The sequence below is a fragment of the Defluviicoccus vanus genome, assembly GCF_014672695.1.
GTDB lineage: Bacteria > Pseudomonadota > Alphaproteobacteria > Rhodospirillales > Defluviicoccaceae > Defluviicoccus > Defluviicoccus vanus.
Map to the genome: position 1 here is coordinate 293,580 of NZ_CP053923.1, position 24,031 is coordinate 317,610.

The window sequence follows — 24,031 nt, forward strand, 5'->3', positions numbered from 1 at the left end:
ACAGGCTGCTAGCAAACAGCGTCACCGCCGCCCGCGCGCAAACATCGGGTGCTCCACCTTGGCACCGGCGCCGATCCCCAGTCGCTCCGCCGTCCCGGCCGCCAATTCCAGCACCGCCAGCACCGGCTCCGGGGCGGGAATGATCGCATCGGAATTCGGGACCGTCCGCGCGGCAACGGCAGCGACCGTGCCGTCGCTCCGGATAAACAGCATGTCGAGGGAAACGGGGGTGTCATGCATCCACATGGACACCGGCCGCGGCTGGCCGAAGTCGAACAGCATCCCCGTCTCCGGCGGGACTGTCGTGCGACCCATCAGGCCGTGATGCTGTTCTTCCGGCGTTGTCGCCACTTCGACCATGAAGAGGAATCGGCCATTGGCGGTGACGATGGCCAGCGGCTCACGCCGCAGCACCGCCGCGTAGACATCGTGGCCGAGCGAAAGTGCCAGCAGCAGCGTCACCAAGGCGCAGGCAAAGGCCTGCCGGCGCGTCACCGCTCCTCGAAGGTCGCCGGCCGGGACTCGCCGCATCGAATGCGCTCCTTGCGCCGCCCTGCCAGCATGTCGCCACGCCAGCAAACCACGTCGAGGCTCACCTATAGTCGTTTCGGCGCCGCCACCCAAGAAGTTCTGCACAGGCATGTTGATCCTGCATGGCCGGATATCAGTCCAACCCTATCGAGTTCATTGCACTTTTCTCAACCGGCTGTAGAATGCTGCGTTTGCGAAGGCGGGAGAACCGGGTATGCGAGATATCGTTGAGACACTTGAACAAAAGCGCTCGCAAGCGCGTCTCGGCGGCGGCCAGAGGCGTATTGATGCGCAGCACAAACGCGGCAAACTGACGGCTAGAGAACGGATCGAAGTGTTGTTCGACCCCGACTCCTTCGAGGAGTGGGACATGTTCGTCGAACATCGCTGCATCGACTTCGGCATGGAGGAGACGCAGGTCCCGGGCGACGGTGTGGTGACCGGCTATGGCACGGTCAACGGGCGCCCCGTCTTCGTGTTCAGTCAGGACTTTACGGTTTTCGGTGGCAGCCTCTCCGAGGCGCACGCCGAGAAGATCTCGAAGATCATGGATGCGGCCGTAAAGATTGGGGCGCCGGTCGTCGGCCTCAATGATTCCGGCGGTGCCCGCATTCAGGAGGGCGTGGCATCGCTCGCCGGCTATGCCGACGTGTTCGCGCGCAACGTCGACGCCTCGGGCGTGATCCCGCAGATTTCGGTGATCATGGGCCCCTGCGCCGGCGGCGCCGTCTATTCACCGGCGCTCACCGACTTCATCTTCATGGTGAAGGAAGAAGCGCACATGTTCGTCACCGGGCCGGAAGTGGTGAAGACGGTGACGCACGAAGAGATCGACCACGAGGGTCTCGGTGGTGCCAGCATCCACACCGCCAAGTCCGGCGTCGCCGATCTGGCGTTCGAGAACGATGTGGAGGCGATGCTCTATGTGCGACGGCTGATCAACTTCCTGCCGTCGTCGAATCGCGAGGCGCCGCCGATTCGACCGAATTTCGATCCAATCGATCGGATCGAACCATCGCTCGACACGCTGGTGCCGGAGAACTCCAACCTCCCCTACGACATGAAGGAACTGATCTACAAGGTCGTCGACGAGGGGATGTTCTTCGAGCTGAAGCCGGATTTCGCCGGCAACCTGCTCACGGGATTCGGCCGCATCAACGGCCAGACCGTCGGTATCGTCGCCAACCAGCCGATGGTGCTGGCCGGCTGCCTCGATATTGACGCCTCGATCAAGGGCGCTCGTTTCATCCGCTTCTGCGACTGCTTCAATATTCCGATCGTCACCTTCGTCGACGTTCCGGGTTTCCTGCCGGGCGTCAACCAGGAGCACAACGGCATCATCCGTCACGGTGCCAAATTGCTGTTCGCCTACACGGAAGCGTCCGTGCCGAAGGTCACCCTGATCACCCGCAAGGCTTACGGCGGCGCCTACGACGTCATGGGCTCCAAGCACATGCGCGCCGATATCAACTTCGCCTGGCCGACGGCTGAAATTGCGGTGATGGGGCCAAAGGGTGCGGTCGAAATCATCTTCCGCAGTGAATTGGGTGATAAGCAGAAGATCGGCGAGCGTGAGGCATCCTACCGCGCCAAGTTCGCCAATCCGTTTGCCGCCGGACGTCGCGGCTTCATCGATGACGTCATCAACCCTCATTCGACTCGCCGCCGCATCTGCAAGGCACTCACGATGCTGCGTAACAAGCAGGTCGAGTTGCCGAAAAGAAAACACCCAAATCCACCTCTGTGAGCGGGAGCGACGGGAAAAATGTTTAAGAAGATCCTCATTGCCAACCGAGGCGAGATCGCCTGTCGCGTCGCCCGAACGGCACGCAAGATGGGCATCGCCACCGTCGCCGTGTACTCGGATGCGGACAAATACGGACGCCATGTCCGGATGTGTGACGAGTCGGTCCATCTCGGTGGATCGCTGGCCTCCGAAAGCTACCTCGTCGTCGACAAGGTGGTGGAGGCCTGCCTGAAGACAGGCGCGNNCGATGCCGTGCATCCGGGTTATGGCTTCCTCTCCGAACGCTCCGGCTTCGCCCGGAAGCTGGCCGAACATGGCATCACCTTCATCGGCCCGAATCCCGATGTCATCACCCTTATGGGTGACAAGATTCTCGCCAACCGGGCGGCGAAGGAAGCCGGCGTGCCGACCGTCCCCGGCCACTGGGACAGCATCCCCGACTCGGATGCGGCGGTGCTGATCGCGCAAGAGATCGGCTTCCCGGTGATGCTGAAGGCGGCAGCAGGCGGCGGCGGCAAAGGTATCCGCATCGCCCGCGACGAAGCGGAACTGAAGGACGCCTTCCGTCTCGCCACCAGCGAGGCGCGCTCGGCCNNTGGCGACGACCGGGTGTTCATCGAAAAGTTCATCGAACAACCACGCCACATCGAGATTCAGATCCTCGGCGACAAGCACGGCAACGTCGTCCATCTCAATGAACGTGAATGCTCGATTCAGCGTCGCCACCAGAAGGTGATCGAGGAAGCTCCCTCACCCTTCCTCGATTCGGCGACGCGGCAGGAAATGGGGCGGCGCGCCGTCGACCTCGCCCGGCGTTGCGGTTACGATTCCGCCGGCACCTGCGAATTCATCGTCGATCAGCGGCGCAACTTCTTCTTCCTGGAAGTGAATACCCGCCTCCAGGTGGAACACTCGGTGACCGAGTTCACCCACAACGTCGATCTGGTGGAGTGGATGATCCGGATCGCCGCCGGCGAAGAGCTGACGCTCCGGCAGGAGGAACTCGTCCCGCACGGCTGGGCGATGGAATCCCGCATCTACGCCGAAGATCCAAACCGCAAGTTCATGCCCTCCACCGGCCGGCTCATCCGCTATCGTGAGCCGAAGGAAAGCGACGAAGTGCGGGTCGACACCGGCGTCTACGAGGGCGGCGAGATCAGCATGTTCTACGACCCGATGATCGCCAAGGTCACCACCTGGGGCCGGGATCGCGATTCGTCGGTGGCTTTGATGCGCCGCGCGCTCGACGAGTTCTACATCAAGGGCGTGCACCACAACATCGCCTTCCTCACCGCGCTGATGGCCAATCCCCGCTTCCTGCAGGGGCGCCTGACCACCAACTTCATTGCCGAGGAATACCCGGACGGTTTCGCGCCGGCAGCACTCGACAAGGAAGAACTGGACCACATCATCGCCGTCGCCATGCTGATGCACCTTCGCTACATGTACCGGGCGAAGAACGTCTCTGGTCAGATGCCGGGTTATGGGCGGAAGATCAACCAGGAGTGGGTGGCGGTCATCGAAGACAGTTACTTCCCGGTCGGGGTCGAAGCGCACTCCGGTCGTGGCTCGGAGGAAGGCTTCGATATCATCCGCGACGGTCGCACCCTGTCGATCCGCAGCGACTGGGAGATCGGCGAACCGGTGCTCCGCTGCACCGTCAATGCGGTGCCGCAATCGTTCAAGGTGGAGCGACTTGGCATTGGCTACCGCCTCTACCACCTGGGCGCGGAAGTGGACGTGGTTGTCTACACCACGCGGGTTGCCGAACTGGCAGCGATGATGCCGAAGCGGCTGCCGCCCGACATGTCGAAGTTCCTGCAATCGCCGATGCCGGGCCTGCTGCAGTCGGTGGCGGTGGAGCCGGGCGAAAAGGTCGATACCGGTGACGAACTGGCGATCGTCCAGGCGATGAAAATGGAAAACATCCTGCGCGCCGCTCAGTCGGGCAAGGTGTCGAAGATCCACGCCAAGGCGGGCGATACCCTCGCCGTCGGCCAAGTCATCCTCGAGTTCGAATAGTCACGCTGCTCTTATCAAAGAGGAGCGCCGGCCCCCGCCGGCGCTCCTTTTTGTGCGCGGACTTTTCCGCGCCGACCGCAGGCCAGCATTCCCCCGGCAAAAACGACTGCCTCAACGCGACTTGTCTCATAGCAGGTCCGGGCGCACGCCCGAAGTGCGCCCCCTTTACGCCAATCCGCTATGTCTCGACACGCATCGGCCGGGGGATGTCGAGGTCGCGCAGCAGATACGGCCACTTCTGCAGCCTCTCGACCTCGCCGTCGTGGGCGTTCGCTGCCGCTTCGGCCTTCCCGTTATCGGGATCGTCCTTCTCTCAGGTCGACCCAAGCTTATCGAACTGCCCGCCCGACGGGGGCCACCTCAGTCGGAGGTGACCTCCACTCGAACGCTCATTTCCTCGGTGCCGCCACCCTTGCGGACGCCACGAATCGGCGCCGCGCCGGCATAGTCGAAGGCAACCGCGAGGCGCACATAGGCGTCGGTAGCCGACTGACCGTTGGTGGGATCGAAGGAGACCCAGCCAAGTTCCTCCACATACGCCTCCGCCCAGGCATGGCTGGCGAGGCTGCCACGGCGGCTGTCCTCCTCATTGTAGAGATAGCCGCTGACGTAGCGTGCCGGAATGTTCAGCACCCGGCAGCAGGAGATGAACAGATGGGCATGGTCCTGACAAACACCGGAGCCTTGTTCCAGCGCCTCGGCAGCGGTGCTTTCCACCGTCGTCAGTCCGGGTTTGTACTCGACGGCGTTGTGAATCGCCCACATCAGCCCGTGCAGGCCGGCGATCACCCCCTCTTCGCGCACCCGCTCGGCGAAGGGTAACGCCAGAGACTCGANTGCCCCCTCCACCTTGGTGAAGCGGGTGCAATGCAGGAACATCAGCGGCGGCAGGCCGTCTTCGGAGCCGACGACACCAAAGGTATCGAAAGTCTCCACTTCGCCGCGCACGGTCACCGGCACCTCGTCGTGCAGGCCGTTCTGCACCGAGACGTGGGCGATGTTGCCGTAGCCATCGACCCAGCGCTTGATTTNTGCCGGGGTCGAGACCTGCCAGGAATGCACCAGCTGACAGGATTCGCCACGCGGCGTCAGCCGCAGGTACTGAATGCTGTGATGCGCTGGTGCGTCGAACCGGTAATGCGTTTCGTGCTCGATGGAGAGTCTCATAGGACCAACATGAATTCCTGGCCAATCATCCCGTGNCAACTCATTGTTGCGAGCGATAAAGCCGTTAAGAAAACGCGGAAGACCGGAGCGGAGAATGCCGTCGATGCGATTGCGCTGCAGCCGCTCGTGGATCTGGATCGCCAGCCGGGTGCAGGTCGCCTGACCGCGCAGCAGACGGAGGATTTCCATCACCTCGTGGGTGCACGCCAGCAGCGAGCGCGGCATGTCGCCGCGCAGGACGAGGAGTTCGGCGACCCGGCGCGGATCGATGATGCCGGAATACACCTCCCGATACGCCTTGAAGGCGCTGAACGCACGCAGCAACGCCCNCCAGCGATAGTAATCCTCGGCGCCAAGCGGTCGGCCGGATGGCGACAGCATCTCCCACTTGATCGCAAGGAAGCGGGCGGTGTTGTCGGCGCGCTCGATGAAGGTGCCGAGACGGGAAAAGGTAAAGGCGTCGCCCCGGCGCATGGTGCCGTAGATCGCCCCTCGGAACAGATGCGAGCGCTCCTTCACCCAGTCGAAGAACTCGCGATAGCCCCGGTCCGTCAGTTCACCGAGCGACATGCCTTCGAGTTCGATGAAGGTTTCGTTGATGCCTTCCCAGACTTCCGTCGTCAGTTCCGGCCGCGTCGCCCGCGCATTCTCACGCGCCAAGCGAATGCAGGAGCGGATGCTGGCAGCGTTATCCACGTCCAGCGCCATGTAGGTGAGAACGTTGGCGGGCGTGACGTCCTGGTAACGAGCGATAAAATCCTCGCGGTCACCGGCCAGTTGCAGGGGCGCCTCCCACTGCTGCACGTTGTTGCCACTGGCCGCCGGCATCAGCGACATGTGGTAGGTACTGGCGAGGAGGCGCGCCAGATTCTCCGCCCGCTCGACGTAGCGGGCCATCCAGTAGACGTTGTTCGCGGTGCGACCCAGCATCGGTCAGGCCTCCAACACCCAGGTATCCTTCGTTCCTCCCCCTTGGGAGGAATTCACGACGAGCGACCCCTTGCGCAGCGCAACGCGGGTCAGGCCACCCGGAACCACGGTGGTTGTTTCACCGGTGAGGACGTAGGGTCGCAAATCCACGTGGCGCGGTTCAAGGCTGCCATCCACAAGCGTCGGACAGGTGGACAGGCTCAGCGTTGGCTGGGCGATGAAATTGTCCGGGTTGGAGAGGATCTTGTGGCGGAAGGCGTAACGCTCCTCCGCGGTGCTGTTCGGTCCGATCAGCATGCCGTAGCCACCCGATCCACCGACCTCCTTGACGACCAGTTCTTCCATATGATCGATGACATAGGCGCGATCATCGTCGAGCGAGCAGCGATAGGTCGGCACATTCTTCAGGATCGGCTTCTCACCGAGATAGAACTCGATCATGTCGGGAACGAAGCAGTAGATCGCCTTATCATCGGCCACACCGGTGCCGATCGCGTTGGCGAGCGCGACCCGACCGCTGCGAACCACCGACAACAGGCCCGGAACGCCAAGCAGCGAGTTGGGATCGAAGGCGAGCGGGTCGAGATATTCGTCGTCGACGCGGCGGTAGATGACATCGACTCGCCGCGGCCCGCTGGTGGTGCGCATGAAGACCGTATCGTCTTCGACGAACAGGTCGAGGCCTTCCACCAGTTCGACGCCCATCTGCATCGCCAGAAAAGCATGCTCGAAATAGGCGCTGTTGAAATGTCCCGGGGTAAGGACGACGACGGTGGGATCGATGACGCCCGNGGGTGCCGCCGCCCGCAACGTCCGCAGCAACATCTCGGGATAGTGGTTGACCGGAGCAACCGGATGCATGGCGAACAGATCGGGGAACAACCGCATCATCGTCTCGCGGTTCTCCAGCATGTAGGAGACACCGGACGGCACGCGCGCATTGTCTTCGAGGACATAAAAATCGTTGGCGGAAACCCGCACCACGTCGACGCCGGCGATGTGCACATAGGTGCGCCGCGGCAGATCGAGCCCCAACACCTCCGGGCGGAAACCAGGATTGTTGAGGACCAAATTCGGCGGGATGCGTCCTGCCTTAAGAATGTGCTGCTCGTGGTAGACGTCGTCGAGAAACGCATTGATCGCCCGCACGCGCTGGCAGACGCCGGTGCCGACGGTGTTCCACTCTTCCGCATCAAGAATGCGGGGGACGATATCGAACGGGATCAGCCGCTCGACCCCTTCCTCGCTGCCGTACACCGAAAAGGTGATACCGAGCCGGCGGAAGATGAGATCAGCCTGCTGATGTTTTTCGGTCAGCTTCGCGGACGAGGTACCGGTCAGCCATTCCTGATAGGCACGGTAGGCATTACGAATCCCGTTTTCCAATCCGTGCATTTCGTCAAAGGCTTCACCGGCCTTCATGGGCGCCCGCATCCATGGGTTTTGCACCTGTTGTTGATGGTTACTCAATCCCGCGGCCGAAACGTTAGCAATTCAGATGCCACCGATAGCCACTGCTGCCCGTTCGCGCATCAGTGGCTATCCGCCTACGTCCGACCCCGGGAGTCACCTCCCCAGCCCGTGAACCATTGGCTGACGAAGTGGAGTTAACGCACAGTTACCAGCTTATTGCAAGAAATCGCCCGCCATTTGGGCAAACTGCGGCGACAGCACCGACGACGCGCCGACAACGCCACGAGATTAATCACCAATTCCGCCTGCACCACCTGCCGCTCGCCTGCGGGCAGCGCCGTGATGCCGACGAACGATGCCGACAAATGATGCCTAAATTAGCCCGGCCAACGGTGACGACGGATCGGCGTAGCGCTTTTTCGCCATCCGCCCAGCAAGGTAGGCCAGACGCCCCGCCTCCACCGCCAGACGCATGGCACGCGCCATCCGAATCGGGTCTTTGGCCTCGGCGATAGCGGTGTTCATCAAGACGCCATCGCAGCCCAATTCCATGGCAACCGCCGCGTCAGAGGCGGTGCCAACCCNCGCATCGACCAGCACCGGAACCTTGGCCTGCTCAATGATAAGGCGGATATGCACCGGGTTCTGGACGCCGAGGCCTGAGCCGATGGGAGCCGCAAGCGGCATGATGGCAACGCAGCCCATCTCCTCGAGCCGCTTGCAGAGGATCGGATCGTCGGAACAGTAGACCATCACCTTAAACCCTTCGCCGATAAGTTGCTCGGCGGCGGCGAGGGTCTCGATCATATTGGGAAACAACGTCTTCTGATCGCCAAGCACTTCCAGCTTGACCAGATCCCAGCCGCCCGCTTCGCGCGCCAGCCGCAGCGTCCGCACCGCGTCCTGCGCCGTATAGCAACCGGCGGTGTTGGGCAGATAGGTGTAGACCTTGGGATCTACATAATCCATCAGCATCGGCTGCTGCGGATCGCTGATATTGACCCGGCGCACCGCGACGGTGACGATTTCCGCCCCCGAGGCTTCGATCGCCTGCGCCGTCTGCTCGAAGTCCTTGTATTTACCGGTGCCGACGAGCAGGCGGGACTTGTAGCTGCGCCCGGCAATGGTCAGCGGATCACTTGCAGCCACCGTGCTGTCGGGGCTGCCGCCGCCGATGAAATGAACAATCTCGATGCGGTCACCGTCGTCCACCAGGATGTGGTCGTAGCCGGACCGGGGCACGATTTCCAGATTCCGCTCGACCGCCACTTTGCGTGGGTCCAGACCACAGGTGTTCAACAACTCGGTGACCGTAACCGATGCGTCGAGCGTCTTTGTTTCGCCGTTGATGATCACGTGCATGGAAAAGCCGTCGTCCCAACTTTGTTTGTGATGTTGCGAGCGCCCCGGCGCGACGTTGCCTTCCCCGCTAAGGTAGTCGTCGCTTCGGGTTACACAAGCGCGGCCGCGTGCTATAAGCCTCAGAGACGCTGGAGTTTGTCCACCTGCCCCTGCATGCGCATTTTCATCCTCAACGGCCCCAATCTCAATCTTCTTGGCGAACGCGAGCCCGCGGTTTATGGCCATACGACGCTGGCAGACATTGAGCACGCCTGCCGGCAGCGTGCCGAGGCACTGGGCGCTTCCACCGACTTTCGCCAAAGCAACGCCGAGGGCGACCTGATCGATTGGATTCACCAGGCCCGTCGCGACGCCGATGCCTTGATCATCAACGCAGGTGCCTATACCCACACGTCCATCGCGATCATGGATGCGCTGTTGGCCCTCACTATTCCGGTTATCGAAGTGCATCTGTCCAACATTTTCCGCCGCGAGTCTTTCCGCCACCACTCCTACATTTCGCAGGCCGCAACCGGCATGATCTGCGGTCTGGGAGCAAAGGGCTATGAACTCGCCATCGAGGCTGCGGTAAGCGCGCATGGCACAGGCCATTCCAGCCGTGGCCGCTGAGGAACCGCCGATGACCCCGCCACGTAAGCCGAAAAGTGCCAGCGCCGCCCTGGTGCGCGAATTGGCCCTCCTGCTCGATGAGACCAATCTCACCGAGATCGAACTCGTCGAGGGCGAGTTGCGCATCCGCGTTGCGCGCACCGCCTTCGCGCCGATGGCGCCGGCCTCCTACCCCCACGTCGGCGATACGGCAACGGCGACGCCGCGCGAGGACGCCGCGCCGGCACCCCATCCGGGCCTGATCACCTCGCCGATGGTCGGTGTCGTCTACACCTCACCCGAACCGAGCTTGCCCGCCTTCGTCAACGTCGGCGATACGGTGGCAGAAGGCACGACTCTGCTGCTGATCGAGGCGATGAAGGTCTTTAATCCGATCACCGCACCGCGCGCCGGACGGGTCGTCAGCGTCTTTGTCACCAACGGTTCGCCGGTGGAATATGGCGAACCGCTGCTGGTAATCGAGTAGCCGCCCTGATGTGCAGGTAATCAGACGTGTTCAATAAGGTCCTCATCGCCAATCGGGGAGAGATCGCGCTGCGCATCCTCCGCGCTTGTCGCGAGATGGGGATTCGCTCCGTCGCCGTCCATTCGACCGCAGATGCGGACGCGATGCACGTACGCCTTGCCGACGAATCGATCTGCATCGGTCCGCCACCGGCGGCGCTCAGCTACCTCAATCCGGTAGCGATTCTGACCGCAGCGACGATCAGCAACGCGGAAGCGATTCATCCAGGATACGGCTTCCTCTCCGAAAATGCCGACTTCGCGACCATGGTCGAGGAGCACGGGATCACCTTCATCGGTCCATCGCCGCATCACATCCGGGAAATGGGCGATAAGGTTGCCGCCAAGCGTGCCTGCATCGCCGCCGGGATTCCGGTTGTCCCAGGGTCGGACGGAGCGGCCGCCGACGAGGACGACGCCAGGGCGATTGCCGAGCGTCTCGGTTACCCGGTGCTATTCAAGGCCACCGCCGGCGGTGGCGGCCGGGGCATGAAGGTGGTTCACGAGCCACAGGATCTGGCGGCGGCAATGGAACTGGCACGTGCGGAATCGATGGCGGCCTTCGGCAACGGAGACCTCTACCTCGAAAAATATCTCACCCGTCCCCGTCATATCGAAGTCCAGATCCTCGCCGACGCCCACGGCAATGTCGTGCATCTGGGCGAGCGCGACTGCTCGTTGCAGCGCCGGCACCAAAAGGTGATCGAGGAAGCCCCCTCGCCGGCGATCAGCGCCGCCCAGCGGGCTGAGATCGGCGGCCGCGCCGCCAACGCTGCCCGGGTCCTGGGCTATCGCAGCGTCGGCACAATGGAATTTCTCTTCGAGGATGGGCAGTTCTATTTCATCGAAATGAATACCCGGCTGCAGGTGGAGCATCCGGTCACCGAGATGATCTGCGGCCTGGATCTGGTGCGGGAGATGATGCGGGTTGCCGCCGGCGCGCCGCTCGATTTCACCCAGGAGGAGGTTCGTTTCAGCGGTCACGCCATCGAGTGTCGCATTGCCGCCGAACACCCGGAAACCTTCGCTCCCAGCCCCGGCCGCGTCAACGAGTATCATGCGCCGGGCGGTCTCGGCATCCGGACCGATTCGGCACTGTTCTCCGGCTACGTCGTGCCACCCTATTACGACAGCATGGTCGCCAAGATCATCGCCCACGCTCCCGATCGCGACACCTGCATCCGCCGGTTACGCCGCGCACTTGATGAATGCGTCGTCGACGGGATCAACACGACGATNCCGCTGCACCGTCGTCTGCTCGAAGCCGAGCGTTTCGTCAATGGCGACTACGACATTCACTGGCTGGAGCGGTACGTTCGAGGTNNGACGATTAAACGGCGGTTCGATCGCGGCGGACAACTCACGCCCGAGGTGGTGCTTCGGGCATACAGCATCGGCATTTTCCCGATGGCTAGTCATCGCAACGACCCGACGGTGCACTGGGTGGCGCCGGCGATGCGAGGCATTCTGCCGCTCACCGATTTCCATATCCCCAGGCGGCTGCGACGAACGGTGCGCAGTGATGCTTTCGAAGTCCGCGTCAACACTGCCTTCGCCTCGGTGATCGACGCCTGCGCCGAACCACGGCCCGGCCATCCCGAAACCTGGATCAATGACAATATCGCCCACGTTTTCGGCGAATTGCATCAAATGGGCATGGCTCACAGCATCGAAACCTGGCAGGGCGGTCAACTGGTGGGCGGGCTCTACGGCCTCGCCCTTGGCGGCGCCTTTTTCGGCGAGAGCATGTTCTCGTTTACCACCGATGCGAGCAAGGTCGCCCTCGTTCATCTGGTCGCGCTGTTGCATTTGGGCGGCTTCGTTCTCCTCGATGTGCAGTTCGTCACCGAACACCTGCGCCGCTTCGGCGCCATCGAGATCCCGGCAGGGCAGTATCTCTACTTGTTGGAGGACGCGTTGCCAGTCAAGGCGTCGTTCGTCGTCCCGTCCGATTCCGCCGGCTGGGATGGGGCACTTTCGACCTTGTTGACGCAGTCGAGCACCCAGATGTCATAAACCGGATGCTGCATCGCCGACAGCCCGGGGCTGGAGGCGAACATCCAGCCGCGAAATACGATAACCGGCGGCCGCCCTTCCCGCTTCTCGACGATATCAAGATAGGACGCGGCCTCCGGGCTCTCTTCCGGCGGGCGCTTATCGCAGACGTGTGCGGTGATTTCGAGCGTTCGGAACGTAACGGGCGTATCGATCGGCACCTCGAGAGTCACGCTGCGCGCCGTCACCTTATCGAGGGCACGCAGCACAACCGTCTGATATGGATCCGCCCGCGCCACGCCAGGGCAACCAATGGCGGCGACCACGATTGCGGCCACAGCGATTGCCAACCGACGCAGGCCACCGCAGGGCGGTGGTGCGCTCCTTACCAATCTGGCCAATGCCGCCGTCAACGGGGCTGTTCAGGCTTGTTGGTGGCGAGGAAAATGATCTCGCCAACCTGGTCTTCAAGGGAGCGGTAATTGCGCGTATCGCGGATCAGGCCGCCAGGAGCGATAAACTCCTTCGNCCGTCCCGGGGTCAGCGCCAGATACTTGCCGCCAAGCGGTCCTTCGCTGGCAATCGCCGCGACCGTATCCTGCGGCAGTTTGACGTCGTTGTTGACCGTCATGTTGACGATGGCTTCAAAGGTGTTGGGATCGAGATGGCGGTCGCTGACGGTACCCACCTTGATGCCATTGATCCGCACGTCGCTGCCGGTGGCCAATCCGCCGACGGCAGTGAAGATGGCGCCAACGTCGTAACCGGGCGCGGTGCGAATTTCGGCAGCGGTATAGACAAAGTAGCCGAAGAGCAGGGCGACGCCGAGAACCATTGCCCCCAGCACGGTCTCCACCAGATTACGATTCAATCACTAGCCTCCCTTGGCTGTGGCGGCACGGTTGGCCCGGCCTTCGGCAATAATCAGATCAAGCAGTTCATTGATCACCACCGCATCCTGGGTGAAAGCGATCGTGCCGCCGTCCTGCAGAACGGCGGCATCACCCCNCGGCTCCAGCAACATGAATTTGCCGCCGAAGAGCCCGTCGGTGTGGATCGCGGCGGCAGTGTCGCGCGGCAGCTGGATGTGGTCATCGATCCGCATTTTCACCCGGGCGCGGTAATCCGGCGTCAGTTCGATCACCTCCACCGCCCCCACCGGAATACCGGCGATCTGCACCGGCATCCCGGGCGCGACGCCACCAGCCCGGTTGAAGACGGCCGAAAGCTCATAGCCGGATCCGGGAATGCGGGCGCTTTCCCGATGCGCCTTATAAGAGATAATCAGAATTGCAGCCAGCAGCAGCAGCGAAGTCGCACCCACCGCGAATTCGCGAGATCTCCTCGCGTCTCAACCGCCACTCCCTTTTGCTGGCGCCGACGACCTGCGGTACGCTGTTATCGCCAGGCTCAGCTCGGTGTCCACGGCTCGTAGTCGCCGGTGGAGGGTGCCCGCTGGCCACCGCGCAGGTCGTATCCCTGCGGCCAGTATGCGTAGGGCGTGCCAGACAGGTTGGGCATGTGCTGCTTCTGCCAGGGACGCGCTTGCTTAGCCTGCTCGACCAGCGGCGTTGCCGTCATGTGGTGCAGCCAAGCGTGCCATTCCGGCGGCACCTTGCTCGCCTCCACCCGGCCATTGAATATCACCCACCGCCGCTCGCGTCCGTAGCGCGGCGCGCGCCGGTTGCGATAGTAGCGGTTGCCGAAGGCGTCGTCGCCCACATGCTCGCCGAACAGTTTGGTGTAAAGCCAGGTTCCTACATCGATCATGTCTTGGACGTCCGCCTGCACTCGCCAGTTTGCCCGCCACCGCAAAGGCCCAGAACTTGCGCCCCGAAGCCGACACGGCGGCGGCACTATGGCACCGCCGATCGACTCCGTCCAGCCGCCTCGGTGGACGCTTGTGCCACCTGGGCGTCAACTTGCCCCTACCAGAACGATTAGTCCTGCGCGGCGCGTTCGGCCGGGATGGCGCGGGTCATCAACGTTGCCAGCCGCATGGTAAACGCCAGCGGGTCGGGTAGCCGTTCGCCCTCAAGGATGAGCGCCTGATCAAGCAGCAAGTGCGCATGGTCGCGCAACTGGCTCTCCGCGTCCACGGCTGTGGTCATGCCCGCCATCTGCCGGATCAACGGGTGGCCGGGGTTGATTTCAAGAATGCGCAGCGTCGGACCGGCGCCTTCGAGACGCCGATGCTGCCGCAGCAGCCGCTCCAGGTACATGTCCATGTCGCCCTCACCTGAGACCAGACAAACGGCACTGTCCGTCAGCCGCTGCGAGATGCGCACGTCCTTGACCGCACCCTTGAGCACGTCCTTGAGAATGACCACCAGACGATCGGTACCTTCGCCGGCGGGTGGCGGCGGCGAAGCCTCGCCCTCGGCAGCTGCTATCTTGCTCAGATCGACGTCGGCGCCGGCGGCCGACCGCAAGGGCTTGTCCTTGAAGGTGCGCACCGCCGGAATCCAGAACTCGTCGATAGGGTCGGTGAGCAGCAGCACCTCCACACCCTTCGCCTTGAATCCCTCCAGCTGCGGGCTGGCGGCGATGGCCGACGCTTCGTTGCCGGCGAGAGTGAAGATCGCGTCCTGCCCCGGCTTCATCCGCTCCACATAGGCCGGCAGCGAAGTCAGTTCGGATGACGCGGTGGAGTGAAAGCGGGCAAGGTTAAGCAGACGGTCGCGATTCTCGTAGTCCTCGTAAATCCCCTCCTTGAGCACGGCGCCAAAGGCGTCCCAGAAGGTTGCGAACTCGCCCGGTACGTCTTCCGCCTTTTTCGCCAGTTCATCCAGCACCCGCTTGACCAGCCCCGAACGGATCTTGGCGACGCGCGGATCGTGCTGAAACGACTCGCGGCTGATGTTGAGCGGCAGGTCCTGGGTATCGATCACCCCGCGGACGAAGCGCAAATACGGCGGCAGCAGGCCGGCACAGTCTTCGGTGATAAAGACCCGGTTGACGTAGAGGCGGACGCCGCCCTTACGCTCGGCGTCGAACAGATCAAAGGGGGCATTGGTCGGCACGAAAAGGAGACTGGTGTAGGAGACAACACCCTCGACGGTGTTGTGCAGCGTCAGCCACGGATCATCGAAGGCGTGCGCCACGTGGTGATAGAATTCCTTATACTGCTCCGGCGTGATGTCCTTGCGCGGCCGTGTCCACAGACTGGATGCGGCATTCAAGGTCTCCGACTTGTCTACGTCGTCGAGCAGAATAGGAAAGCCGATGTGGTCAGAGTAGGTCTTGACCACGCTGCGCAAACGCGACCCATCGAGGAATTCGCTGCTGGCCTCATTGAGGTGCAGGATGACCGTGGTGCCGCGGTTGTCGCGCTCGGCCGGCTCGATGGCGAAACTCCCGGTGCCATCAGATTCCCAGCGCCAGCTTTCGCTTTCCCCGGCCCGACGGGTGATCACCTCCACATGATCGGCGACCATGAACGCCGAATAGAAGCCAACACCGAACTGACCGATCAGCGTTACATCCTTCTTCGCATCGCCGGTGAGCTGCGACAGGAACGCCTGCGTGCCGGATCGGGCGATGGTACCGAGCGTGTCGATCAGATCCTGCCGGTTCATACCGATGCCATTGTCGGCAATGCTCAGCGNACGATTGTCCTTATCGACCACAAGACGAATACGGAACTCGTGATCGTCTTCGATGAGATGTGGATCAGTAATTGCCGCATAACGCAAACGATCGCAGGCATCTGATGCGTTGGAGATCAGCTCGCGCAGAAAAATTTCTTTATGCGAATAAAGGGAATGGGCGACGAGATCCAGCAAACGCCCGACTTCTGTTTGAAATGTAAACGTTTCCTTGGACATGGGCACCGTTCCTGCGACTCCGCTGGTTGGATTTCTGGCAGATTTGGCGGTGATATGTGTGACTATCGCCCAGAGATGCAAGGCCGGAATGCGCCGCCTTGCCGCTGCGACGCATTATCTGCGGCGACGCCCTGTCTCTGGCGCCGGTCAACGATGGCACCACGCCGGCGAATGTCTAAAGACGGCGGGCTCTGCAAGCGACGCATAAATTCACCCGCTTCCGCCGGCGCGGCGCTTGCGGCGCAAATGCTCACGCGTGCCAGTGTCAGAGACGAGTGTCAGACACGAGTGTCAACGCTATGGTTAGAACCGATTAATCTAGCAAGGCGTCACGCGCGCTTCGGGTTCGGAGATTCGAAAACCAGACAAACTCTACACTGTATTGTCGCGATTCATCTATGGCTTGGAAAGCAGGAGGAGACTTGATCGTGGCCGGCCGATCCCTATCTGATACTGAGGAGGACGACCTCCCTGGCGGGTGAGCATTATAGTCGGGACGACCCGAGCACGGAGGGTACCATGCCTTGGGTCTTTCTGATTATTGCCGGTTTCCTTGAAGTTATCTGGGCGGTTGCGATGAAAGCCTCGCAAGGCTTCACGCGCTGTACGCCTACGCTAATCATGATAGGCGCGATCATTGGGTCATTTGGCCTGCTTGCACTTGCGATGCGCAGTCTGCCACTTGGTACCGCCTATATGATATGGACCGGGATTGGAGCCGTTGGCGCATTCATGGCCGGTGTCTGGTTTCTTGGTGAAACGCTTACAATTCAGCGGGCGATTGCCGCAATTCTTATCGTTTCTGGGATGGTGACGATGAAACTCTCATAACGATACTTGCGGATCGCTATGTCAGCATCATCTATATTATCTCGGTCATTCGTCTCTTCGCCAAACTCAGCGTCTGGCTGTGCAGAGCGATATTGCTGCACCCGATGCGCCAATGCCTCGCTTTTCGGCCATCTGCATCGTAGCCGTCGTCATCATTCTGGCTCTGATCCAATGAGACCTGAGCCTTGCCTCAAGCGTCAATATTCTGGCATTGGGCAGAGGCGTTGGAAGCAGTAGCGTTCGCGACTGGAGCATTGGCGGCGCTGGCAGTCGAGGAGGTAGCCGAGCAGGTGGCGACGACCACATTATCTGCCTTGTCTGTCTTTGCCATCAACGCCTCGGTACGGCGGCGACGTTCGCAGCCGACAAACCTTTCGTCCGAACACTCGGGACGCTTGCACTCGAATTCGCAAGCCGCGATATCGTCCGGGACATCCGAAACCAGTTGCATCCCCATCCAGCCACGGAGACGACCGACCATTCGTTTGGTAATAGCCGCGACCATTGTAATCATCCCTTTGTCACAATCTCCCGTTCATTGCAGGAGACCAAACTTGCTTAATAAGAGCCGAAGCCATTATCTCAACATTACCCTTCGTTAATGTAGTATAGGGATTCGTATCAGCTTTGCAAACAGCATCAGTGGCGAGCGTGCCGCAATTACCGGCCTGTGGTATGTGGCTGATGGCTGTTTGACTCGGTCCGACGCGCTGCCACACCGTGGCAGCGCATAAGGCAAGGTAGCCCGCCAATGCCGCAAACCGACACCTTCAGCGCTGCGCGGGATGCACTCTTGCGGCAGATCGCCATGGATGCCGCGGAAACTGCCAACTGGACCAACCGGCCACAGCTCTCACCCGCGGTGATCGCGGCGATNGTGCGCTGTCCCCGCCACACCTTCGTCGCCGAACGCGACCTTCTCTTCGCCTACGACAATCGTCCGCTCGCCATCGGCTTCGGCCAGACCATTTCCCAGCCCTTCATCGTTGCGCTGATGACAGACCTGCTCGATCTGCGTCCCACCGACCGGGTGCTCGAAATTGGCACCGGCTGTGGCTACCAGACGGCGGTGCTGGCGCAGCTCAGCCACATTGTTCACTCGATCGAGGTTGTTCCGGCGCTGGCAAGCGCAGCACGGGCACGGCTCGCCGCATTGGACTATACCAACGTGCAGGTGCACGACGGTGACGGCTTTCAGGGATGGCCGGAAGCGGCACCCTTCGAGGCGATCATTGTTACCGCCGCACCAAAGGCCATTCCACCAGCCCTGGTTCAACAGTTGAGCATCGGCGGACGGCTGGTGATCCCGGTGGGTCCCGCCGGCCAGACACAGATGCTGTGTCGCTGTTACAAGCGCGCCGACGGCACTCTCGTCACAGAAGAGAAGCTCCCGGTGGCCTTCGTACCCATGGTCCCGCGCTAGCACCTGAGGGCGACGATCTGCAGGCAATCCGCCACAGCACCGCCGTCGCCACGGTGAGCAGCCTTGCTTTTCCCGTCCCAGCCGCCACTATCTCGCCCATGCGAACGGACGCTGCGGCAGCGCCCTGCCGGTCACGCATCCTGGCGGTTCTGGGGCCGACCAACACGGGCAAGACGCATCTGGCAATGGAACGCATGCTGGGCTACGCGTCCGGCATGATGGGTTTCCCGTTGCGCCTCCTCGCCCGCGAAAACTATGAACGCGCGGTCAAGGTGAAGGGGCCGAAACTGGTGGCGCTGATCACCGGCGAGGAGCGGATCCTACCCGCCGACGCGCGCTACTTCCTCTGCACCGTCGAATCAATGCCACTCACCCGCAGGGTAGATTTTCTCGGCCTTGACGAAATCCAGATGTGTGCCGATCCCGACCGCGGCCACATCTTCACCGACCGGCTGCTGCATGCCCGCGGCGAGCGGGAAACCATGTTCCTCGGCGCCGATACCATCCGCCCACTGCTGCGCCGTCTGGTGCCGCAGGCAGAGTTTGATTCCCGGCCGCGCTTCTCGCGGCTAACCTACAGCGGCGCCTGCAAACTCTCTCGGCTGCCGCCGCGCAGCGCGGTTGTCGCCTTCTCGGTTGCCGACGTCTACGCCCTCGCCGAGCTGGTGCGCCGCCAGCGTGGCGGCACGGCAATCGTCCTCGGTGCGCTCAGCCCCCGTACCCGCAACGCGCAGGTGGCTCTCTATCAAGCGGGCGAAGTCGATTACCTCGTCGCTACCGATGCCATCGGCATGGGACTGAACATGCACGTGGATCACGTGGCGTTCGCGGCGACGCGCAAGTTCGATGGTCGCCACGCGCGGATGCTGGCCCCGGCGGAACTGGCCCAGATCGCCGGCCGTGCCGGGCGCTTCACCAAGGATGGCTCCTTCGGCACCACCGCTGAGGTGGGCGCTCTCGATCCGGATCTGGTGGAACGGATCGAAAATCACGCCTTTGATCCGCTGCACAACCTTTATTGGCGTGCCACCGACCTCGCCTTCACCTCTGTCGCGGCGCTGCGCGCCAGCCTCGCCCGGCCGCCGAAGCGGCCCGGCCTGATCCGGGCGCGCGAAGCCGATGACGAACTGGCACTTGGCCATCTTGCCGCCGAGAACGACATCGCCGCTCTCGCCGCTTCGCCGGAGTCCGTGCGCCTGCTGTGGGAGGTCTGTCAGATCCCCGACTTCGGCAAAGTGCACAGCGACGGACACGCACGCCTGCAGGGCCGGGTCTTCCGCTATCTGGCCGGCAGCGGTGGTCAGCGTCGCCGCCTGCCCGAGGACTGGGTGGCAAAGCAGGTGGACCGGATTAACCGCATCGATGGCGACATCGAGGCACTGATGCAGCGGATCGCCGGTATCCGCACCTGGACCTATGTCTCCCATCGCGCCGACTGGCTCGACGACGCGCCAGCCTGGCAGGAGCGAACGCGTGCCATCGAAGACAAGCTTTCGGATGCGCTGCACGAACGGCTGATCCAGCGCTTCATCGACCGACGCACCGCCTCGCTGGTGGTGCGGATGCGCGAAAGCGGTGATCTGCTCACCACCATCGGCGCCAGCGGCGAAGTCACGGTGGAAGGCCATCGGATCGGCATGCTGAAGGGATTTCGCTTCATTGGTGAGTTGATGCCCGGCGGCGTCGGCACCGCCGTCGAGGAGGCAAGGCGCGCCGTCAACGCGGCTGCCGAGCGGGCATTGCGCAGCGATATGAGCGGACGGCTGGCCAGCTTTGAAGCCGACGCCGATGAGGCCTTCCGTCTGACCGACGACGCCCAACTGCTCTGGCGGGGCGCCGTGGTCGCCGCGCTGCGCAGGAGCGACCACGTCCTCACGCCAAGGATCGAACCGTTGGCGAGCGACCTGTTGCCAAGCGACGGCCGCACCCGCATGCGTCGTCGCCTGCAGCAGTGGCTGGACGCCCACCTGCGCCACATGCTACCGTCGCTGCATCTTGCCGGTGACGCCGTCCTCTCCGGCGCCGCCCGCGGCCTGGTCTTTCAACTGGGTGAGGCGCTCGGCGCCCTGCCGCGGCATCGGGTCGAGCCGCAGATCGCCGCACTTGAGGAGCGGGACCGTAAGACCCTGCGCAGCCTCGGTCTGCGCCTTGGCCGGGAGACCATCTGGTTTGCCGATCTGCTGAAGCCAGGGCCGATGCGACTGCGCTCGCTGCTATGGTCAGTCCACGCGGAGCAGCCGCCCTGCCTTCCNCCCGCCGCCGGCACTGTGTCGCTGCCGGTGATGCTGGGCGTCTCACCCGCTTACTACACGGCCTGTGGTTACAGCGTTGTCGGGCCACGGGCGATCCGCATCGACATGCTGGAGCGGCTGGCAGCGCGTGCGGCAGGACTGGCGCGCGAGGGGCCCTTCGTACCACCCGGCGATTTTCCCACCCTGGTCGGCTGCGCCCGCAGCGAACTGCCGGCGATTCTCGCCGCTCTCGGTTACCAGGCCGAACAGACCGAGGCCGGGATCCACTTCCGTCGCGCCTGCCGCCGCCGCAGGAACCCGGACGCGTCGCCAGGACGGCGGCCAAGGCAACCCAGGCACGATCCCCACTCCCCCTTCGCCTCCCTGCGGGTGCTGAAATCCTGAGCATGAGCGACGAAACGACGCGGCTCGACAAATGGCTTTGGTTTGCGCGCTTTTTCAAGACACGCACCCGATCCACTGCTGTCTGTGAGGATGGCCATGTGCGTGTCAATGGAACCCGCGTCCAAAAAGCCCACCACCTGGTTCGTCCGGGCGACGTGCTGACCTTTGCCCAGGAGCGGCAGATCCGCGTCGTCCGTATCCTCGCCCTTGCCAATCGCCGCGGACCGGCCGCGGAAGCGCAGCAACTCTACCAGGACCTGACACCGGTAACGGCCGATGCCGAATCCGACATTTCCTGCATGGCGGCAACCGTGGCGCGGCCGCCAGGCCATGGCCGACCGACGAAAGCCGACCGGCGGGCGATCGACCGCCTGCGTGAAGGACGGTAAAGGCGGCCTGCGATCACCGCACACCGGCGATGGCAAGGCGTCATACCGACCAGCAACAATCCCTCACACAGGTTACGGTTGAGAACCGAGCGCGAGTATGCTAGCGAACAGCATGCTGGAAAGATTACTCGCCTTCCTCGGCCCTGCGCCCGAGGCCGCTGAGTTGCACGGTGTTGACCCTGTGACCTTGTCGGCCGCGGTACTGATGCTTTACGCAGCGCAGCTTGACGGCGTACTTGATGCTGAGGAAAGCGCGACGGTCCTGACGCTGCTGCAGCAGCGATTTCATCTCACTGAGCCGGCAGCGGTCGCGCTCATGGAGGATGCGACGCGGCGAGCCAAGGAGGCAGTGGATCTCTACTCACTGACGCGTGATATCAAGGATGCGGTATCCCTTGAGGAGAGAATCAGCCTCATCGAGATGTTATGGGAAGTGGCCTACGCCGACGGCGTGGTCTGCGATTATGAATCGAGTCTCGTGCGCCGCGTATCGGGACTACTTTACGTTTCCGACGTGGAGAGCGGTGCCGCACGTAAGCGGGTCGCGGAACGACTGGGACTCGCTGTCCTGCCGCCCGAATGATAACGACACCTGGCGGTAGCCGACTATCTCTGAGGAGCAAGAACAAATGACCTACGTCGTCACCGAGAACTGCATCCGCTGCAAGTTCATGGACTGCGTCGAAGTCTGCCCCGTGGATTGCTTCTACGAGGGCGAGAATATGCTTGTCATTCATCCGGATGAATGCATCGACTGCGGCGTGTGCGAGCCTGAGTGTCCTGCGGAAGCGATCGTTCCCGATACCGAGGCGGGCCATGAAAAGTGGCTGACCCTCAATGCCGACTACGCCAAGCTCTGGCCCAATATCACCCGCAAGGGCGTTCAGCCGGCCGATGCCGAAGACTGGAACGGCAAGCCCGGCAAGGAGCAGTATCTCAGCAGCAATCCCGGCACCGGGAGCTGAAACGTGGCCGCGGTGCCGGTGCGCCGGCACCGCCGAGCGATAATGGGATTTGTGTGATAACGCCTCGTCGTGTTATAAAAGAACCTTGACGCGGCGTAGGAGACACAGTGACCCCTCACTAGCGGCGTGTGCGTTGTGCGAGCAGGTCGGGGGAGCTGATCCGTATAGGGTGCTCGTCCGTCCCATTTAAACAATCACCGGCAGTCAAAGTTATACCCAGTCGTGGACTTAACACGCGACAGAGTCCCTCATTGACGCTTGAGTGGAGTGAGAACAAGAAATGCGGGAAGACCTAGTGTTCGGAACCGGAGACTATGTTGTTTACCCAACCCATGGAGTTGGCAAAGTAATTGGGCTCGAAGTCCGTGAAATTGCCGGGCTGGAGCTAGAACTCTTCGTCATTTCGTTTGATCGTGATCGCATGACGTTACGGGTGCCGATCAACAAGGCAACCCAGGCCGGCCTGCGACGACTGAGCACGCGCAAGGTCATGGACAATGCGCTTAGCAAACTGCGTGGTCGTGCCCGCGTCAAGAAGACGAGNACGTGGAGCCGCCGCGCCCAGGAGTACGAGGCCAAGATCAACTCCGGCGACCCGGTGTCCATTGCCGAAGTGGTGCGCGACCTGCATCCCAACGTCGGGCAACCGGATCAATCCTTCAGCGAGCGGCAAATCTACGAAGCCGCTTTCGATCGCTTGGCATGTGAACTGGCAGCCCTGGAATGCATCGACAAGCTGACCGCAACCGAAAAGCTGGCGGAACTGCTGAACGCCGCGTAACCGCCTTGTGGAGAGCGGCGACGGCGTGAACGAGCAGCTTGGGCCGTCCCGGTCGCGACCCGCGGCCGGCAGGACGTCGGCATCCGACGTATTTGCAATCCTGCCGGCCGGGCGGTTCACCTGGGCGATTGGCGCTATCCACGGTGAGGTGGACCGACTGGTCATCCTGCATGACCGGCTGGCAACACGGATCACCCCGTACGACAACCTTGTCTACCTCGGCAACTTCTTCGGTCGTGGTGCCCGGGTGGCGGCGACAGTGCACGAAATGCTGCTGTTTCGCCGTGCGCTCCTCGCCCGCCAACTTGACGACGAAAGCGGCAAGATCGTCTTTCTGCGCGGCAGTCAGGAAGAGATGTGGCACAAACTGCTGCAACTGCAGTTCGCGCCGAGCCCGGCCGACGTCTTCCAATGGATGCTGGCGCACGGCGTCGGCCCCACCATCGAAGCCTATGGCGGCGACATCCAGACCGGGTATCGCGTCGTCCGCCGCGGTGCAGTTGTCGTCTCGCAATGGACGAACTCGTTGCGGGCGGGAATGCGCGCGCTCGATGGCCATGACCGGCTGTTCAGCGTTCTCCGTCGCGCCGCATATACCGCTGACCGGACCCTGCTACTGGTAAGCACCGGGATTGATCCAAGCCGGCCGCTGACCCAGCAGGGCGACGCCTTCTGGTGGGGCAGCCGCGGTTTCGAGGCCATGGACGCGCCCTACGAGGATTTCGCCCACATCGTCCGCGGCTTCGATCCGCAGCATCGCGGCCTGCGCATCGGCGCCCACATGGTGTCACTCGACGGCGGTGCCGGGTTCGGCGGATCGCTGGTCGCCGCCTCCTTCGACGAGAATGGCCGTCTCGTCGATACCATCGAGGCCTGAAGCTGTGACCTGCTGGGCAAAC

At 62.5% G+C, this 24,031-nt stretch carries 23 protein-coding genes and 1 pseudogene; 14 read left to right on the forward strand and 10 right to left on the reverse strand.

Features of this window, described 5'->3' with window-relative positions; translation table 11 throughout:
- Window positions 1-21: 21 nt before the first annotated feature.
- On the reverse strand, window positions 22-531 hold the full coding sequence (locus tag HQ394_RS01385; RefSeq protein ID WP_190261705.1) for a DUF192 domain-containing protein: 510 nt from the start codon (window positions 529-531) through the stop codon (window positions 22-24).
- Between the two features lie 214 nt (window positions 532-745).
- Between HQ394_RS01385 and HQ394_RS01390 the strand changes: the two genes are divergently transcribed.
- Window positions 746-2,278, forward strand: a complete 1,533-nt coding sequence (locus tag HQ394_RS01390; RefSeq protein WP_190261706.1) for an acyl-CoA carboxylase subunit beta — start codon at window positions 746-748, stop codon at window positions 2,276-2,278.
- Window positions 2,279-2,296: 18 nt separating this feature from the next.
- Window positions 2,297-4,300 carry an acetyl-CoA carboxylase biotin carboxylase subunit gene (locus tag HQ394_RS01395; RefSeq protein WP_190261707.1) on the forward strand — a complete coding sequence of 668 codons (2,004 nt, stop codon included), beginning with the start codon at window positions 2,297-2,299 and terminating at the stop codon, window positions 4,298-4,300.
- A 360-nt stretch (window positions 4,301-4,660) separates the two neighbouring features.
- Here HQ394_RS01395 and HQ394_RS01400 read toward each other — a convergent pair whose 3' ends face one another.
- From HQ394_RS01400 to thiS, 3 genes are all read right to left on the reverse strand, one after another.
- Window positions 4,661-6,397 carry an alpha-E domain-containing protein gene (locus HQ394_RS01400; RefSeq protein ID WP_190261708.1) on the reverse strand — a complete coding sequence of 579 codons (1,737 nt, stop codon included), beginning with the start codon at window positions 6,395-6,397 and terminating at the stop codon, window positions 4,661-4,663.
- Between the two features lie 3 nt (window positions 6,398-6,400).
- Window positions 6,401-7,831 carry a circularly permuted type 2 ATP-grasp protein gene (locus HQ394_RS01405; RefSeq protein ID WP_456151470.1) on the reverse strand — a complete coding sequence of 477 codons (1,431 nt, stop codon included), beginning with the start codon at window positions 7,829-7,831 and terminating at the stop codon, window positions 6,401-6,403.
- A gap of 351 nt (window positions 7,832-8,182) precedes the next feature.
- Entirely contained in the window at window positions 8,183-9,172 is a 990-nt protein-coding gene (thiS, locus tag HQ394_RS01410; protein ID WP_190261710.1) for a sulfur carrier protein ThiS, read from the reverse strand.
- Between the two features lie 153 nt (window positions 9,173-9,325).
- Here thiS and aroQ point away from each other — a divergent pair, with 153 nt between their 5' ends.
- The 4 genes and pseudogenes from aroQ (at window position 9,326) to aat (ending at window position 12,301) form a co-directional block, all read left to right on the forward strand.
- Window positions 9,326-9,781: a type II 3-dehydroquinate dehydratase gene (gene aroQ, locus HQ394_RS01415; protein ID WP_190263061.1), complete on the forward strand. Its 456-nt coding sequence runs from the start codon at window positions 9,326-9,328 to the stop codon at window positions 9,779-9,781.
- Window positions 9,782-9,791: 10 nt separating this feature from the next.
- Entirely contained in the window at window positions 9,792-10,247 is a 456-nt protein-coding gene (locus tag HQ394_RS01420) for an acetyl-CoA carboxylase biotin carboxyl carrier protein (RefSeq protein ID WP_190261711.1), read from the forward strand.
- Window positions 10,248-10,273: 26 nt separating this feature from the next.
- A pseudogene (accC, locus tag HQ394_RS01425) lies at window positions 10,274-11,602 on the forward strand (acetyl-CoA carboxylase biotin carboxylase subunit); the annotation flags it as partial.
- 57 nt (window positions 11,603-11,659) lie between these two features.
- On the forward strand, window positions 11,660-12,301 hold the full coding sequence (aat, locus tag HQ394_RS19370) for a leucyl/phenylalanyl-tRNA--protein transferase (protein ID WP_223292000.1): 642 nt from the start codon (window positions 11,660-11,662) through the stop codon (window positions 12,299-12,301).
- Here aat and HQ394_RS01430 read toward each other — a convergent pair.
- The 5 genes from HQ394_RS01430 to htpG form a co-directional block, all read right to left on the reverse strand.
- Window positions 12,184-12,630, reverse strand: a complete 447-nt coding sequence (locus tag HQ394_RS01430; RefSeq protein WP_223291770.1) for a DUF2155 domain-containing protein — start codon at window positions 12,628-12,630, stop codon at window positions 12,184-12,186. The two genes, aat and HQ394_RS01430, sit on opposite strands and share 118 nt — an antisense overlap.
- 59 nt (window positions 12,631-12,689) lie before the next feature.
- Window positions 12,690-13,115 (reverse strand): MlaD family protein, encoded by a 426-nt coding sequence (locus HQ394_RS01435; protein ID WP_456151514.1) that lies wholly within the window; start codon window positions 13,113-13,115, stop codon window positions 12,690-12,692.
- Between the two features lie 39 nt (window positions 13,116-13,154).
- Window positions 13,155-13,604, reverse strand: a complete 450-nt coding sequence (locus HQ394_RS01440) for an MlaD family protein (RefSeq protein ID WP_190261714.1) — start codon at window positions 13,602-13,604, stop codon at window positions 13,155-13,157.
- An 86-nt stretch (window positions 13,605-13,690) separates the two neighbouring features.
- Window positions 13,691-14,050 carry an NADH:ubiquinone oxidoreductase subunit NDUFA12 gene (locus HQ394_RS01445; RefSeq protein WP_190261715.1) on the reverse strand — a complete coding sequence of 120 codons (360 nt, stop codon included), beginning with the start codon at window positions 14,048-14,050 and terminating at the stop codon, window positions 13,691-13,693.
- A 170-nt stretch (window positions 14,051-14,220) separates the two neighbouring features.
- Window positions 14,221-16,107, reverse strand: coding sequence for a molecular chaperone HtpG (gene htpG, locus HQ394_RS01450; protein ID WP_190261716.1), 1,887 nt, complete (start codon window positions 16,105-16,107; stop codon window positions 14,221-14,223).
- Between the two features lie 519 nt (window positions 16,108-16,626).
- On the opposite strand from htpG, the gene HQ394_RS01455 reads away from it, so the two are divergent.
- On the forward strand, window positions 16,627-16,938 hold the full coding sequence (locus tag HQ394_RS01455) for a DMT family transporter (protein WP_190261717.1): 312 nt from the start codon (window positions 16,627-16,629) through the stop codon (window positions 16,936-16,938).
- 190 nt (window positions 16,939-17,128) lie between these two features.
- Here the strand turns inward: HQ394_RS01455 and HQ394_RS01460 are convergent, their stop codons facing one another.
- The gene (locus HQ394_RS01460; RefSeq protein ID WP_223291771.1) at window positions 17,129-17,443 is read right to left on the reverse strand and encodes a hypothetical protein; all 315 of its coding nucleotides are present in this window, start codon (window positions 17,441-17,443) and stop codon (window positions 17,129-17,131) included.
- A 303-nt stretch (window positions 17,444-17,746) separates the two neighbouring features.
- Between HQ394_RS01460 and HQ394_RS01465 the strand changes: the two genes are divergently transcribed.
- From HQ394_RS01465 to HQ394_RS01495, 7 genes are all read left to right on the forward strand, one after another.
- The gene (locus HQ394_RS01465) at window positions 17,747-18,361 is read left to right on the forward strand and encodes a protein-L-isoaspartate(D-aspartate) O-methyltransferase (RefSeq protein WP_223292001.1); all 615 of its coding nucleotides are present in this window, start codon (window positions 17,747-17,749) and stop codon (window positions 18,359-18,361) included.
- A gap of 98 nt (window positions 18,362-18,459) precedes the next feature.
- The gene (locus HQ394_RS01470; RefSeq protein ID WP_190261720.1) at window positions 18,460-20,997 is read left to right on the forward strand and encodes a helicase-related protein; all 2,538 of its coding nucleotides are present in this window, start codon (window positions 18,460-18,462) and stop codon (window positions 20,995-20,997) included.
- Window positions 20,998-20,999: 2 nt separating this feature from the next.
- Window positions 21,000-21,386: an RNA-binding S4 domain-containing protein gene (locus HQ394_RS01475; RefSeq protein WP_190261721.1), complete on the forward strand. Its 387-nt coding sequence runs from the start codon at window positions 21,000-21,002 to the stop codon at window positions 21,384-21,386.
- A 97-nt stretch (window positions 21,387-21,483) separates the two neighbouring features.
- Window positions 21,484-21,969, forward strand: coding sequence for a tellurite resistance TerB family protein (locus HQ394_RS01480; RefSeq protein WP_223291772.1), 486 nt, complete (start codon window positions 21,484-21,486; stop codon window positions 21,967-21,969).
- A gap of 46 nt (window positions 21,970-22,015) precedes the next feature.
- Window positions 22,016-22,351, forward strand: a complete 336-nt coding sequence (gene fdxA, locus HQ394_RS01485; RefSeq protein WP_190261723.1) for a ferredoxin FdxA — start codon at window positions 22,016-22,018, stop codon at window positions 22,349-22,351.
- Between the two features lie 280 nt (window positions 22,352-22,631).
- On the forward strand, window positions 22,632-23,132 hold the full coding sequence (locus tag HQ394_RS01490; protein ID WP_190261724.1) for a CarD family transcriptional regulator: 501 nt from the start codon (window positions 22,632-22,634) through the stop codon (window positions 23,130-23,132).
- 25 nt (window positions 23,133-23,157) lie between these two features.
- Window positions 23,158-24,009: a hypothetical protein gene (locus HQ394_RS01495; RefSeq protein WP_223291773.1), complete on the forward strand. Its 852-nt coding sequence runs from the start codon at window positions 23,158-23,160 to the stop codon at window positions 24,007-24,009.
- Window positions 24,010-24,031 lie beyond the last annotated feature (22 nt).